Origin of the sequence: Nocardioides secundeburneus, from assembly GCF_039939255.1 — a bacterium.
Lineage (GTDB): Bacteria > Actinomycetota > Actinomycetes > Propionibacteriales > Nocardioidaceae > Nocardioides.
Genome location: NZ_JBDUUE010000001.1, coordinates 1062027 through 1075879 on the forward strand (window position 1 = coordinate 1062027; position 13853 = coordinate 1075879).

The window sequence follows — 13853 nt, forward strand, 5'->3', positions numbered from 1 at the left end:
GGGCGGTCGCACCGATCGGCGCGACCACCCGCGGCTCGGCTCAGTGCCCGGAGTGGTCCTCCACGCCTGCGGCGCCGGTGGTGCCGGTGGTGCCGCTCATCGGCATGTGGCCGTGCTCGGGCGGCCACGGCCCGGTGGGCGGGCGGCCCTGCCGGTCGTGCACGTGGAAGTAGGTGCTCATGCCCATGTCGGAGTGGGTCTGCAGGTGGCAGTGCAGCATCCAGTGCCCGGGCCCCGACCCCTCGCCGGCGATGACCTGGAAGCCGAAGCTGTCGCCGGGGCCGATGGTCTTGTTGTCGATCACCGGCACCATGTCGGCCCACGCGTCGTCGGGCAGGACGCCGGTGCGGGTGTCGGCCCACGTGTGCCCGTGCAGGTGCCAGGTGTGCAGCTCGGAGCCGAGGGCGAGGTTGACGAACTCGATCCGCTCGCCCTGGTTGGCCACGATGCTGGTGTTAGAGCGCACCGGGGCGGCGGGGTCGTAGGTGTCGGTGTCGGGGTAGCGACGGGCGTTGAGCTCCATGCCGTCGCCGAACGCCGTCACGTAGGTCGTCACCGGCAGCGGGTCGCTGCGACGACGCACGATGAGCGCCCCGAACAGCCCGGCCTCGAGGCCGCCGGTGCCGTGCTGGGTGCCGACGACGTGGTCGTGGTACCACCAGTAGCCGGCCGACCCGGCGATGCCCGCGGCCCGGTTGACCGGCCGCGCCCACCACACGTAGCTGCGCGACTCGCCCGGCGCGACCCACGACCCGCTGTGCACGGTGCCGTCGGAGTCCTGCCCGTAGCGGACGCCGTGCGCGTGCAGCGAGACGCCGATCGGGGTGTGCTCGTCGGTGCGCAGCGCCTCCAGCGTCTCGGCAGAGACCTGGTTGTGCAGGACGATCTCGATCGCCTCGCCCTCCAGCATCTCGATCGTCGGGCCCGGCACCGACGCGGTCTCGGGCGTGAGCCCGTAGCCGACGCGCTTCTCGCCGGAGTAGTCCGGCAGCTCGACGGCGTACATCTGCAACCGTCGGCTCGGCGCCGGGAACGCCGACGGGACGGCGGCCGCGTCGGCCTGGTGAAAGGCCGTGACGCCGGCGACGGCGACGACCGGCGTCGCACCGAGGCCGCGCAGGACCGAGCGGCGCGTGGGGCGGGTCAAACGGTTCGACATCGAACGATCTTCCTTCGAGGTGCTCATCAGGCGCCTTCCTTGCCGACGGTGGAGCGGGTGGCGGCGTTCACGACCTTGGTGCGCTCGGCACCGGTGACGTAGCCGCTCTCGAGGAGCCCGGCGAGCACCGAGCGCACGTGCGTCATGAACGCGTCGTGGCTCGACCAGCGGGCCTCGTCGCGGATCAGGTCGTCGATCGTGCACGAGCCGTCGTCGGTCACCCGGTTGCGGACGTCGGTGCCGACGTCGCCCATGACGACGACCGGGCTCGGGTCGGGCGCCGGGCAGGCCGGGGCGGCCGTGTCGGCCACGATGGTGAAGCCGACCGTGCCGACCTCGGAGACGTTGCCGCCCAGGTCGACGGCGCGGTACTGCACCGAGTGCGCGCCCTCGTCGTCGACCGTGACCGGCTCGTCGTAGGTCGTCCAGTCGCCGTCGTCGAGCAGGTACTCGACGCGCGCGACGCCGGAGCCCTCGTCGGTGGCGGCCAGCGTGACGGTGACCTCGCCGCGGTAGGACCACGAGCTGTCCTGGGTGCCGGCGACCGAGGCCGTGGCCACGGGCGGCTCGGTGTCGTCGTCGGGCGCCTCGACCACGGTGAAGGTGAGCTCGCCGGCCTCGGAGACGTTGCCCGCGACGTCGGTGGCCCGGTAGGCGACCGTGTGCTCGCCGACCTCGGTGACCGCGACGACGTCGGTGTAGGCCGTCCACTCGCCGCCGTCGAGCGCGTACTCGACCGAGGCGACGCCGGACTGGGCGTCGTCGGCCATGAGCATGACCTCGGCCCGACCCAGGTAGGCGCCGTCGTCGTTGGTCTCGCCGTGCACCATGGCCTCGACGGTCGGCGGGGTGGTGTCGGGGCCGTCGACGCCGACCACGGAGAAGGCGGTGTTGCCCTCGGCCGAGGCGTTGCCGGCCTCGTCGGTGGCGCGGTAGCCGATGGTGTGGTCGCCGACCTCGTCGACGACGACCGGCTCGGTGTAGGGCTGCCAGCCGAGGTCGTCGACCTGGTACTCGACCGAGGCCACGCCGCTGCCGCCCTCCTCGTCGGTGGCCGTCACGGTCGCGGTGGCCTGGCCGATGTAGGCGCCGTCGGCGTCCTGCTCGCCGGCGAGCTCGACGTCGACCTCGGGCGCCGTGGTGTCCTCGCCGGGCTCACCGCCCCCGCCGTCGGTGACCACGAGCTCGCCGGTCATCTGGCCGTGCCCGGGGATGGTGCACAGGAACTTGTAGGTGCCGACGCTGAGGTCGACCTCCACCTCCCAGCGGCCGGCGTTCTCGTCGCTGGGGTAGGCGAGGATGTTGACCTCGACGTCGTCGTTGTACTCCCCGCCGCCCTGGTCGAAGGTCAGCGTGTGCTGCATGCCGCTGGTGTTGCCGGTCGCGGTCGAGTTCTCGAACACGATCGTGGTGGGCCCCGCCACGGCCTCGGTGGGCGCGGTCTTGTAGCGGGTGGTGCTGTTGTCGGCGGTCCAGGTCAGCGTCTGCGCCGCCCGCTCCGCCCGCGCCGGCGACGGCGACGGCGACGGCGCCGCCGAGGCCAGGGACGCCACGGCGAGGCCGGCGATCATCAAGACGGTGGTCATCAGCACGGCCAGCAGGCCGCGGTTCCTCGTGGGCACGGTGGTCCTCCTCGTCGTCATCGCTGCTGCACCCGGATGTTGCGGAACTCCGCGGCGTCGTTGTCGCTGTGGTTCTGCAGACCGAGGTAGCCCGACAGGAACTGCCGCATGTCGGTCGGCGGGTCACCCGCCCGGGACGACGCCAGGCCGGGGGAGTTGGTGAAGGTGTTGATGCGCACGCCGTTGCGGCTGATCGTGTACTGCTGGCCCTGGACGCGGATCTCGTAGTCGTTCCACTGCCCCTTGGGGGTCGGCCGCGCGGCGGCGAGCCCGACCGGGTCGAAGTTGTAGACCGAGCCGGTCTTCTGCACCTCGCCGGTGTCGCCGTCGTAGATCTGGATCTCGTGGCCGCAGTAGATGGCCACCCAGGCCGCCGAGGTGCGGGCCGAGCCGACGGTGCCGCACGAGCCGGCGGGCCGCTCCTCCAGCGGGGTGCGGAGGTCGGGGAACCGGGTGAACACGCCCGTGTTCGCCCGGAAGCCGTCGGGGGCGTTGTCCTTGAACTGCAGGCGCACGGTGAAGTCACCGAACGGCTGCTCGGCGTACCAGAGCATGCCGAGGCCGCCGGCCGTGGTCATGGTGCCGCGCGCGGTGCGGGTGAAGCTGCCGGACGGCGCCTGCTCCCACTTCGCGAAGGAGGCGGCGCTGCCGTCGAAGATCGGCGTGTACGACGGCGCGACGCCCACGCCCGAGGTGATCGCGGCCCGCTCCATCGCCCGCTTCTCAATGGCGTTGATCGAGCGGTCGGCGACCATCCGCCGGGTGAGGTCCTTCACGTACGCCGCGAACTCGGCCTGCGAGCCCCAGGCACTCTCGTCGTCGACGACGTCGTTGAGCGTGCAGCCGCCGCCGACGTCGAGGTTGAAGACCCCTGTGTCGTCGTCGAGGAACCACACGGTCTCGCGGGCGTCGGGGGCCTCGCAGGTGACGTCGACCGTGGCGGTGCTGGTGGCCTGCTCGCCGTCGGCGTAGCCCACGGTCAGGCTGACCTCGTGCTCGCCGCCCTCGGTGAAGGTGTGCGCCGGGTTCATGCGGTTCGAGGTCGTGCCGTCACCGAAGTCCCAGGCCCACGACGTGCCGCCGGGCGCCTGGAAGGCGTAGCGCGTCGGCGTCGCCTGGGTGATGGGGGCGGCGTCGTAGGCCGCGGCCGCGGCGCGCACGTCGGCGTCGTCGAGGGCCCGCATCTGCGCCGGGGTCGGGGTGGCCGGACCGCCCTTGTAGACGATGCGGATCAGCTTCTGGTTCGGGTGCAGGCTGAAGAAGCCGCCGCCGTAGTCGAGGAGGTAGAGCGCGCCGTCCTCGCCGAACTTGGCGTCCATCCAGCTCTGCAGCTGCTGGGGTCCGGTGCCGCCGGGGATGATCTGGCGCAGGTCCTCGGCGAACGCCGGCGGGCCGGCCTGCGCCACCGTGCCGGGGTCGACGGTCACGGCGATGCGGTTGTTGGCGTTGGACTGGTCGCCGATCAACCACTTGCCCTCCCAGTACGACGGCCAGGAGACGTCGCTGTCGGGGTCGACGTCGGCGCCGCGGAAGGTCGGTCCGGACATGACGGCCTGCCCACCGCCCTTGAGGTAGGGCTGGGTGAAGGTCTGCTCGTCGGCCTCGTAGGTCGGCACGCCGCTGCCGTCGGCCCGCTCGGGGTAGACCGGGCCGCCGCCGGACGGCGAGTACCAGATCATGTTGGCCCGGGCGTCGGGGATGTCGACGAGGCCGGTGTTGCGCGGCGAGGTGTTCTGCAGGTCGTCGCAGTCGTACCACTCGGCCGGCTGCGTGGCGTCGTCGTTGCTGCGGTCGCGGTAGGGCTGCTTGTTGCCCATGCAGTAGGGCCAGCCCTGGTTGCCGGCAGACGTGATCACGGTGGCCGTCTCGTACTTGGCCGGACCCCAGGTGGTGCTGGGCTCGGAGGCGTCGGGGCCGACCCAGCCGGCGGTGAGCCAGTCGGTCTCGGTGTCGATCTGCAGACGGGAGATGTTGCGCACGCCCATCACGTAGATCTCCGGGCGGGTCTTGCCGCCGCCCTCCTCGTCACCGGTGAACAGGTTGCCGGCCGGGATCGAGTAGGTGCCGTCGTCCTCGGGACGGATGCGGATGACCTTGCCGTTGAGGTCGTTGGTGTTGCCCGAGGTGCGGCGGGCGTCCTGGAACGACAGGCCCTCGTAGTCCTCGGTCCAGTTGTTGCCGGAGTAGCCCTCGGAGCCGCCGGAGGAGTTGCTGTCGCCCGAGCCGATGTAGAGGTTGCCGTCGGAGTCGAAGGCCATGCCGCCACCGGCGTGGCAGCAGGAGTGGATCTGGGTCTCCCACTGCAGCAGGTCGACGCGCGTGCCCTGGTCGATCGTGTCGGTCGCGGGGTCGTAGGTGAAGCGCGAGATGGTGCGCAGGCCGACGCGACGCTCGCGGTCGATCGAGTCGTGCGGCATCCAGTAGGTGTAGAGCCAGTTGTTGTCGGCGAAGTCGGGGTCGGCGACGATGCCGAGCAGGCCCTCCTCGTTCTTGACCAGCTCGTCGCCGCTGCCGCGGTTGCCCATCACCTCGAGCGTGGTCAACAGCGAGACGCCGCCGGTCTCGGGGTCGTAGCGGTGGATGGTGCCGCAGCCCAGCCCGACGTCGGGGTCGTCCCAGCTCGCGATCGGGCCGGAGGGGCAGGCCGCCTTGCCGACGTAGAACACGTCGCCGCCGGGGGCGACGGTGATGCCGTGCGACTCGCCGATCTGGTCGAGCTGACCCGCCTGGTTGGGCGCGGTGAGACGTTCGACCTCGTAGTTGTCGGCGATGGTGGCCTGGCAGTCGCCGCGCACCATGCCCGCCGTCCACTGGACCGCACCGGCGAGGTGGGTGCGGAAGTCGTCGTTGTCGAACGCCGCGGCGGTGGCGCCCATGCCGGTGTAGAACGACCGGCCGCGCTGGACGTCCTGGCACCACGAGATCGGGTGGAACGGACCGTTGCCGCTGACCTGGCCGGCCGCCGGGGCGTAGGTGTTCTCCTCGACCTGCGCGACCGTGTGCACGCTGCCGAGCGGGTTGGTCTGCCAGTTGGTCCACCGGTCGGTGGCCTCGAAGGTGTAGTCGAGCCCGCGACCGGCGGGGTGCTGGCGGTCGAGGACCGAGACCGTGGCCTGCTGCGGCTTGAAGGGGCTGTTGGTGGGACGGGCGCCGACCAGCTCGGTGAACCAGGCGTTGCCCGCCTGGGCCTTGGCGGCGTCGTGGATGCCGAGGAACCCGCCGCCGCCGTGCACGAAGGTGCGCAGGCCGGCCAGCTGGGTGCCGGTGAGCTCGGCGCCGACGTTGGACAGGAAGACCACCGAGCGGAACCGGCTCAGGTCGCCGGCGAAGATCGCGGGGTCTTCCGAGACCTCGGTGGCGAAGCCGTGCTCGGTGCCGAGCTGGCGGACGGTGCGGGCCGCGGCGGCCACCGCGTCCTCCTGGCGCGCGGCCGAGCCGTGGAAGACGAGCACCGTGGGCCGGGCGGCGGCCGCGACGGCGGCCATCGTCGTCCGCGCGGCCGCACCGGTGGGTGCCGGGTCGGCGGCGGGTGCCGCCGTCGACGCGGGCTCGAGCGGGGCGGCGAGCGGCCGGTCGGCCGCGCCGCTGGACGCCGTGCCGAGGCCGACGGCCAGGGCGAGCGTGGCGCCCACGGCGACGGCTCGGCGGCGGAGGTGGCGGCGGGTGGACCCGCGGCCGTCCGGGGCTCCGGGAGCCTGCGGCCCCGGATCCGGGCATGACTGTTCGACGTGCATGTGCGGGCCTTTCCCGAGAAATCAAGGCGTTGCGATTGCCTCTTTAAAGTAAAGGCGTTGTGACGGCGACCACAACCCCTTGTGACCGATCATCGACAATCTTTTGTTCGATGACCCGACAGAACGCGCCCGTCGTCATGTCGGGCGCCGGGCCTCCTGATGGCCCGGGAGCGCCGGTTCGCACAGGGGTTGCGGAATCAATCAGGCATCGCGTCCGGTGGAATTGCGGAGCCCCGGCGCAGAGGCGTAACACGGTCGTCATCACGCGCGACCTCGGCGACACATCGGCTTCCGTAGCGTCCGGACCGCCCGGGTGCACGACCCGGGAACACGCACGTCGCCGTGGTCGGCTCGGGCCGGTCCGACACCTCGTCGTGCCCGCCCGGCGCGTCGTCCACGAAAGGCACCCGATGAGCCCCAGCCCCGACCACGACGCCGAGGCGTCGGTGACCACCTATGACGACTGCGGGCACCCGGTCGCCCCGTCCCGGCTGTCGCGGCGCAGCCTGTTCGCCGGGATGGGCATCGGCGCGGCCGCAGCGGCGCCGCTCGCCCTGCGCGTGCCGAGCGCCGGCGCAGGTGCCGCACCCGCTGCCGGACCGGTGCGGGCGGCGAACCAGGTCCGCCGCGGTCACTACCTGATCAAGGACGCCACCCTTGTCTCGGTCGACCCCGAGATCGGCAACCAGGCCGGTGTCGACATCGAGGTCCGTGACGGCGAGATCCTGCGCGTCGGCCCACGCCTGGTCGCCGCCGGCGCCGAGCAGATCGACGCCTCCACGATGATCGTGATGCCCGGCTTCATCGAGACGCACTACCACATGTGGAGCGCCATCGGCCGCAACTTCGTGAGCGACGGGTTCGAGTACTTCCCCTCGAAGTCGGCGACGGTGGCGGCCTACGAGCCCCGCGACTTCTACAACAGCGTCCTCTTCGGTCTTGCCGAGGCGGCCAACGCCGGCATCACGACCGTGCACAACTGGGCGCACAACGTGCGCGGCCCCGAGTGGGCCGAGGCCGAGCTCAAGGCCCACCGCGACGCCGCCGTCCGGGCGCGCTACTCCTACGGCCACCGGGACGGCCAGCCGGCCACCCAGCTCATCGACCTCGCCGACATCGACCGGGTGCGCACGAAGTGGTTCGGTGACCCCAACCCCTTCGAGGACCTCGTGCACCTCGGGGTCAACGTGCGGGGGCCGTCGACCATGGCCACCTTCCAGGCCGAGATGGCCGCGCTGCAGCAGCGCGGCATCCCGGTCAGCGTGCACTCCGGACAGGGCCCGACCACGGCGGTCAAGCCGGCCGAGCTCGAGGGCCTGGGCTACCTCGGCCCGGACTTCCTCGTGTGCCACAACCTCCCTGCGACCGCAGCCGACCGGGCCGCGATGAAGCGCACCGGCACGCCGGTGAGCTTCGCCCCGCACTCCGAGCTGCGCCTCGGCACGGCCGGTGGCTACCACGGACAGCTGATGCACTCCAAGGCCGACGGCCTCGTCATCTCGCTGTCGTTCGACGCCTCCTCGCTGGCGCCGATCAACATGTTCGAGTCGATGAACCTCACCTGGAACCTGGGCATCCCGCACGTCGGCACCGACGCGGCGTCGCTCCCGGCGGTGACACTGAAGGACGTCATCGAGTGGGCCACCATCGGCGGAGCCCGCGCCCTCGGCATCGACGACGTCACGGGGTCGATCACGCCGGGCAAGCGCGCCGACCTCATCATGATCCGCCAGGACGACCTGAACATGGCGCCCGCCTGCGACGTCGAGTCGGCCGTCGTCCGCGTGGCCACGCCGGCCAACGTCGACACGGTCATGGTCGACGGTCGCGTGCTCAAGCGCGGCGGGAAGCTCGTCGCCTTCGACACCCCGAAGCTGGTGCGCAACGCCGCCAGCTCGGCCCACGCCGTTCGGACCCGCGCGGGTGGGCGGCTGACGCCCGCCTCGCGCCGCGTGCCGACCTTCTGACCCCGAGCCCCCGCCCCCCGAGCCCTCCCAGCCACCTGAAGGAACCCATGCCACTCCCCGTCATCCGGCGCGCCACCGTCGCGGGCCTGTCCGCCGTCTGCGTCCTCTCCCTCGCCGCCTCCGCCCTCGCCGGCCCGGCCAGCGCCGGCCCCGTGCCGGTGCCTGCGGCAGCGCTGCCCGCCGACTCGCCCGCCGTCGTCGGTCTCGGCATCGCCGAGACCCAGGACCTCCTGAGCTCGGGCACCACCACCTCGGTCGCCCTCGTGCAGGCCTACCTGGCCCGCATCGAGGCCTACGACGACCCGTACGGCGACCAGCCCGGTCTCAACGCGATCATCCGCCTCAACGACAGCGCGCTGGCCGAGGCGGCCGCCCTCGACGCCGAGCGGGCCGCGGGCACCGTGCGCGGCCCCCTGCACGGCGTCCCGATCCTGGTCAAGGACAACTACGACACCGGCGACCTGCCGACGACGAGCGCCTCGGTGGCGCTGCAGGACTTCCAGCCCGCGGACGACGCCACCCAGGTCGCGCGGCTGCGCGCCGCCGGCGCGATCGTGCTGGCCAAGACCAACCTGCACGAGTTCGCCTACGGCATCACCACGAACAGCTCGCTCGGGGGACAGACGACCAACCCCTACGACCAGACCCGCAACCCCGGCGGCTCGAGCGGCGGCACCGGGTCCGGCGTCGGGGCGTCGTTCGCCGCCGGCGGCATGGGCACCGACACCTGCGGCTCGATCCGCTACCCGGCCGCGCACCAGAACCTCGTCGGCCTGCGCCCCACGCTCGGCCTGACCAGCCGCGACGGCATCGCGCCGATGTCGGAGACCCAGGACACCGGCGGCCCCATCGTGCGCTCGGTGCGCGACGCCGCCATCGTGCTCGACGCCACGGTGGGCGTCGACCCGAAGGACCCGCGCACCCAGGACTCGGTCGGCAAGACCCCCGAGTCCTACGAGGACGCCCTCGACGACGGCCTGGACGGCAAGCGCGTCGGCCTGCTGGTCAACTCCCAGTACCTGGGCACGACCGAGGCCGAGGAGCCGGTCACCGACCTCGTGGACGGCGCCGTCGTCCGCCTCGAGCAGGCCGGCGCCGACGTCACCGAGGTCGCGCTGAGCCCCGACCTGATCGCCGACATCGGTGGCGCCAGCGTGCTCGCCCAGGAGTTCCGCCGCGACCTGAACGCCTACCTCGCCCAGCCCGGTGCGACGTACCCGGCCGAGCTGGCCGCGCTCACCGCGCCGGCCGACGTGCTGACCCTGAGCGACATCATCGCCACCGAGACCTCGGTGGTGCAGAGCCAGATCACCGGGGCGCAGAACCAGCCCGAGCTGCCCAGCGCCGACTACGAGACGCGCCTGGCCAAGCGGGCCTCGGCCCAGGCCAAGCTGGCCGAGCTGCTCGAGGTCAACGACCTCGACGCCCTGGTCTACCCCACGCTCAAGCAGACCGCCGCCCCCATCGGGCAGAGCCAGCCCGGCGGCAACTGCAGCATCTCCGCGGTCACCGGGTTCCCCGCGCTGACCGTGCCCGCTGGGTTCGTGCCCAGCGGCATGCCCATGGGCCTCGAGCTGCTCGGTGCGCCGTTCAGCGAGGAGACGCTGCTGGCCATCGGTGCCGGCTTCGAGGCCACCGGCGACTACCAGGAGCCGCCGGCCTCGACCCCCGAGCTCGCCGTCGACGCCGTGCGGCCGGTCGGGCTGACCGGTACCGCCACCACCGTCGCGTTCGGCGCGCCGACCACGGTCACCGCCACGGTCACCTCCGCCGTGCGGGCGCGCGGCACCGTGCAGCTGCGCTCCGGTTCGCGGGTGCTGGCCAGCGCCCCGGTGGCTGCCCAGGGTGTGACGACGACCGTGCGCCTGCGGGTGCCGGGCGGACGTCTGAGCGGTGGCGCGACCAGGCTCGTGCTCGCCTTCGCGCCGTCGTCCGGCAATGCCACCGGTGCCGCGCAGTCGAGCCTCGTCGTCCGCGTCACCAAGGCCGCGCCCCGAGCCCGGGTCGTGCAGTCCGCGCGACTGCGGGTCGGTCGGAAGGCCCAGGTGCGGCTGCGCCTCGAGCCCGTCGCCGGGCTCGCCCCGCGCGGCGTCGTCGTGATGCGCGTCGCCGGTCGGCCCGTCGGGCGGGCCACCGTGCGCAAGGTCGGCAACGCCTGGGTGGCCGACGTCCGCACCTCGCGCCTGCGCCGGGCCGGCTCGGTCGCGCTCGCCTACCAGCCCGGGCCCGTCGTCCGGCGGAGCCTGGCGTCGACCACCTACCGGCCCGCCCTGCGCGTGCGGAGGTGACGGCGGAGCCGTCGTAGCCCGGCGCTGAGCGGTGGGGCCGTCCGTGGACGGCCCCACCGCCGTGTTGCGCCGACTCGCGGGGCTCGCGGGGTCGTTCTGGGGTCAGGCGCCGACGCGCTCGGGGCGCGGCGGCACGCTGAGTCTGACCAGCACGCGTCCGCGTGGGTCGTAGACGGTCTCGACGCGGACCAGGTCGCCGAGGTCGACGCTCAACAGGTGGGCGGCCTCCATGAGCTCGAGCACCTGGTCGCGGGCGGCGCTCGGCAGGTCGCGTCGCGCCCAGCCGTGACGGTCGAGCTCGGTGCCGAGCTGACGCAGCAGCAGGGGACGCACGCGTGGACGGGTGGGTGGCGCGCCCTCGGCCCGGCGGACGCGGGCGGCCGTCTCGGCGTCGGCGACCCGTTCGGCCTGGGCGTCGGACAGCGTGACCGTACGAGACGGGACGCCGGCGTCGCCGCCGCCGGGCGTCTCGGCGGCGTCGGCCGGGGACGGTCCGGTGAGCTCGAGCCAGTAGCGGACGGCGCGCGAGCGCGACGTCACCTGGCACTTGCGGTAGGCCGAGCGGATGTAGGTCTTGACCGAGTTGACGGACAGGTCGAGCGACAGCGCGATCTCGCGGTTCGACAGCCCGGCCGCGATGAGCGCCATGATCTGCGCCTCGCGCGGGGCGAGCTCCTCGGTGCGGCGGGCGGGATCGCCCACGGTGGTCGTAGGTCGCCGGACCTCGACGGTCGCGGCGTTGACCGCCTCGATGATCCTCTGCAGGTCGCCGGACGACGCGATGGAAGACGTGTCGGTCGGCGAGACGGAGGGGCGGGACGGAGCGGACGGGCGTGGTGTCACGGGGTACTTCCTTCGTCGAAGGAAGCGGGGCATCCCCACCGTGCCTCACCGACGAACCGGGTGTGCCCACCCGCGCGGGCGATTGACCGGCCGGGTCGTGCTCAGCTTCCGGTGCCGAACGCCCAGGAGTGGCGGACGTGGCAGTCGTCGTTGGCCCACCACTGCAGGTCGAGCCGCTCGACGGCGGTACGCACCGGCAGCAGCCCGGCGAGGTCGGCCGTCATCGACTCGGGGGAGGCGCCGGTCAGTCGGTGCCCCACTGTCAGGTGCGGCACCGGGTGGGCGAAGCGTCCGCCGTAGGGCGGCGTGGCGGGGAACGCCTCGGCGAGGGCCGAGGTGAGCCGCTCGAACGGTGAGGCCGGCTCGACCGTCAGGTGGAGCAGGCCGTCGGGGAACTCGCGCACGACCCGCAGCGTCACCTCGAACGCGGGCTCCTCGGCGACGACCGCGCCCACCGCAGCGAGGTCGGCTGGCGTCGGGTGCTCCAGCCACGGTCCGAGCACCGTGACGTGGGCGTTGCTGAACGACGGGTCGGCCGACAGGAACGAGGCGTCCTGGCGGGCGGTCTGCGCACGCACGAACGGGTCGAGCGCCAGCACTGGCACCGCGAGGACGGCGTGTCCTCCGCGGTGGCCGGTCATGGCCGGAGGCTACCGATGCCGTCTCCTCAGATGAGCCGGCGCCGCACGGCGAACACGATCACCTCGATGAGGGTGTCGACCTGCAGGTCGGACTTGAGGCGGGCGACCCGGCGGTCGACGGTGGCCGTGCTGCACCCGAGCCGCTCGGCCACCTCGGGCCGGGTCGCGGCGCGCGCGAACATCGCCAGCATGAGGGCGTCGTCGGGGGAGACGTCGAGCGTCCTCGACTCGGTCTGCACGGGATCCAGGCAGGGTGCGTCGTTCACGGCGTCCTCGGGTCGGGGCACGGCACGGCGGCGCGGCGCGTCCCCGGGTCGCGGTGGCGACGGCCTGGGCCGTCGGTCGCGCCGTCGGGGACGTCGCGAGCGGTCGCCACGCTCGGCGCGGCTGGTCGACGTCGGGCGGACGACCCGACGCCGGCTGGACGTCGTCAGCGGGCCGCCGACTGGGTGCCAACGATGGCGCAGGCGACCGGGGTCGGGAAGACGCAGCTGCCTATGGTTCGCATGCCGCGGCGCTATAGCTGGGCGGGCGGGACGAGCTCGGGTGACAGGCGGCTCGCGGCCTCGCGGGTGATGGAGCGGAACCAGCGGTGCACCGGGTCGTCGCGCCGGCTCGGATGCCACCACAGCGCCTGGCGGAGCCCGCCCAGCGACACCGGGCCGGGGATCTCGCGGATGCCCATCGTCTCGCCGAGGTCGGTGATGAGGCGACGTCCGATGACGGCCACCCGGTCGGTGCCCTGGAGGAAGAACGGCATGGCCATCGAGCCGGCGACGTCGACGTCGATCCGCGGCCGGATGCCGGTCGAGAGCAGCGTGCGCATGCCGGGCGCCAGGTCGCCGCTGGGCAGCCGGGCCACCAGCCAGGGCCGGGTCTCGAGGTCCACGAGGGTCAACGACTCGGCCGGGTCGTCGGCAGAGACCGCCAGCACCCACTCATCGACGAGCAGGTCGATGTGCTCGAGCCCCGACGGGGCACCGTGCGGGCGGATCAGCCCGTCGACGTAGCCGGCGAGCATCGAGTCGACCGAGACGTCTCCGAGCTCGGCGGGCTCGCGCACACGCAGGCGGCTGCGGGGCGCCTCCAGCCGCATGCGGCGTCCGATCTCGGGGACCAGCAGGATCGCCAGCACCTCGCTGCACACGATCGAGACCTCGAACTCCTCGCTCGCGTCGAAGCTCTTGCGGGCGTCGGTGACGCGTCGCACCGCCTGCAGCGCCTCGGCCACGGCCGGTCGCAGCTGCTGCGCGAGCGCCGAGAGCTCGTAGGAGCGGCCCTGGCGCACGAGGATCGGGTCGTCGAAGAACCGCCGGATCTTGGCCAGCGCCGCGCTCGCGACCGGTTGGCTCACCTGCAGGTCACGCGCCGCGCGCGACACGTTGCGCTCGCGCAGGAGGGCGTCGAGGACGACGAGCAGGTTGAGGTCGAGTCGGCGCAGGTTCGAGTCCGCGGTCACGCTCGCAGCATGGTCCATCCCGGCCCACGATCCGGGGCGGACCGGGGTGATGGGATGCGGCCATCTTCAGCGGGACGGCTTGTTGTCGCCTGTGACGGCTGCCACGATCACGACCCGGGTGAAACGTTCAAATCGCCCGG

9 protein-coding genes are annotated in these 13853 nt (G+C 72.9%); 2 read left to right on the plus strand and 7 right to left on the minus strand.

Annotated features, from left to right (window positions below; translation table 11 throughout):
• Positions 1 to 40: 40 nt before the first annotated feature.
• Genes ABFT23_RS04830 through ABFT23_RS04840 form a run of 3 tightly spaced genes read right to left on the minus strand, consistent with a single transcriptional unit; the run spans position 41 to position 6413 of the window.
• Positions 41 to 1186 carry a multicopper oxidase domain-containing protein gene (locus ABFT23_RS04830; RefSeq protein ID WP_347892987.1) on the minus strand — a complete coding sequence of 382 codons (1146 nt, stop codon included), beginning with the start codon at positions 1184 to 1186 and terminating at the stop codon, positions 41 to 43.
• Positions 1186 to 2781: an OmpL47-type beta-barrel domain-containing protein gene (locus tag ABFT23_RS04835; RefSeq protein ID WP_347892989.1), complete on the minus strand. Its 1596-nt coding sequence runs from the start codon at positions 2779 to 2781 to the stop codon at positions 1186 to 1188. Before ABFT23_RS04835 ends, ABFT23_RS04830 begins: the two co-directional genes overlap by 1 nt.
• A 17-nt stretch (positions 2782 to 2798) precedes the next feature.
• Positions 2799 to 6413 (minus strand): ThuA domain-containing protein, encoded by a 3615-nt coding sequence (locus ABFT23_RS04840; RefSeq protein WP_347892990.1) that lies wholly within the window; start codon positions 6411 to 6413, stop codon positions 2799 to 2801.
• A gap of 512 nt (positions 6414 to 6925) precedes the next feature.
• On the opposite strand from ABFT23_RS04840, the gene ABFT23_RS04845 reads away from it, so the two are divergent.
• Together ABFT23_RS04845 and ABFT23_RS04850 are read left to right on the plus strand one after the other, a co-directional pair.
• Positions 6926 to 8482 carry an amidohydrolase family protein gene (locus ABFT23_RS04845; protein WP_347892992.1) on the plus strand — a complete coding sequence of 519 codons (1557 nt, stop codon included), beginning with the start codon at positions 6926 to 6928 and terminating at the stop codon, positions 8480 to 8482.
• Between the two features lie 47 nt (positions 8483 to 8529).
• Positions 8530 to 10770, plus strand: a complete 2241-nt coding sequence (locus tag ABFT23_RS04850) for an amidase (RefSeq protein ID WP_347892993.1) — start codon at positions 8530 to 8532, stop codon at positions 10768 to 10770.
• 102 nt (positions 10771 to 10872) lie between these two features.
• Here the strand turns inward: ABFT23_RS04850 and ABFT23_RS04855 are convergent, their stop codons facing one another.
• The 4 genes from ABFT23_RS04855 to ABFT23_RS04870 all read right to left on the minus strand — a co-directional run bounded on the left by ABFT23_RS04855 (position 10873) and on the right by ABFT23_RS04870 (position 13713).
• Entirely contained in the window at positions 10873 to 11613 is a 741-nt protein-coding gene (locus ABFT23_RS04855; RefSeq protein ID WP_347892995.1) for a helix-turn-helix transcriptional regulator, read from the minus strand.
• A gap of 101 nt (positions 11614 to 11714) precedes the next feature.
• Positions 11715 to 12254, minus strand: coding sequence for a 2'-5' RNA ligase family protein (locus ABFT23_RS04860; RefSeq protein WP_347892997.1), 540 nt, complete (start codon positions 12252 to 12254; stop codon positions 11715 to 11717).
• Between the two features lie 26 nt (positions 12255 to 12280).
• The gene (locus ABFT23_RS04865; RefSeq protein WP_347892998.1) at positions 12281 to 12520 is read right to left on the minus strand and encodes a helix-turn-helix domain-containing protein; all 240 of its coding nucleotides are present in this window, start codon (positions 12518 to 12520) and stop codon (positions 12281 to 12283) included.
• Positions 12521 to 12771: 251 nt separating this feature from the next.
• Positions 12772 to 13713 (minus strand): LysR family transcriptional regulator, encoded by a 942-nt coding sequence (locus ABFT23_RS04870; RefSeq protein WP_347893000.1) that lies wholly within the window; start codon positions 13711 to 13713, stop codon positions 12772 to 12774.
• Between the last annotated feature and the right edge of the window lie 140 nt (positions 13714 to 13853).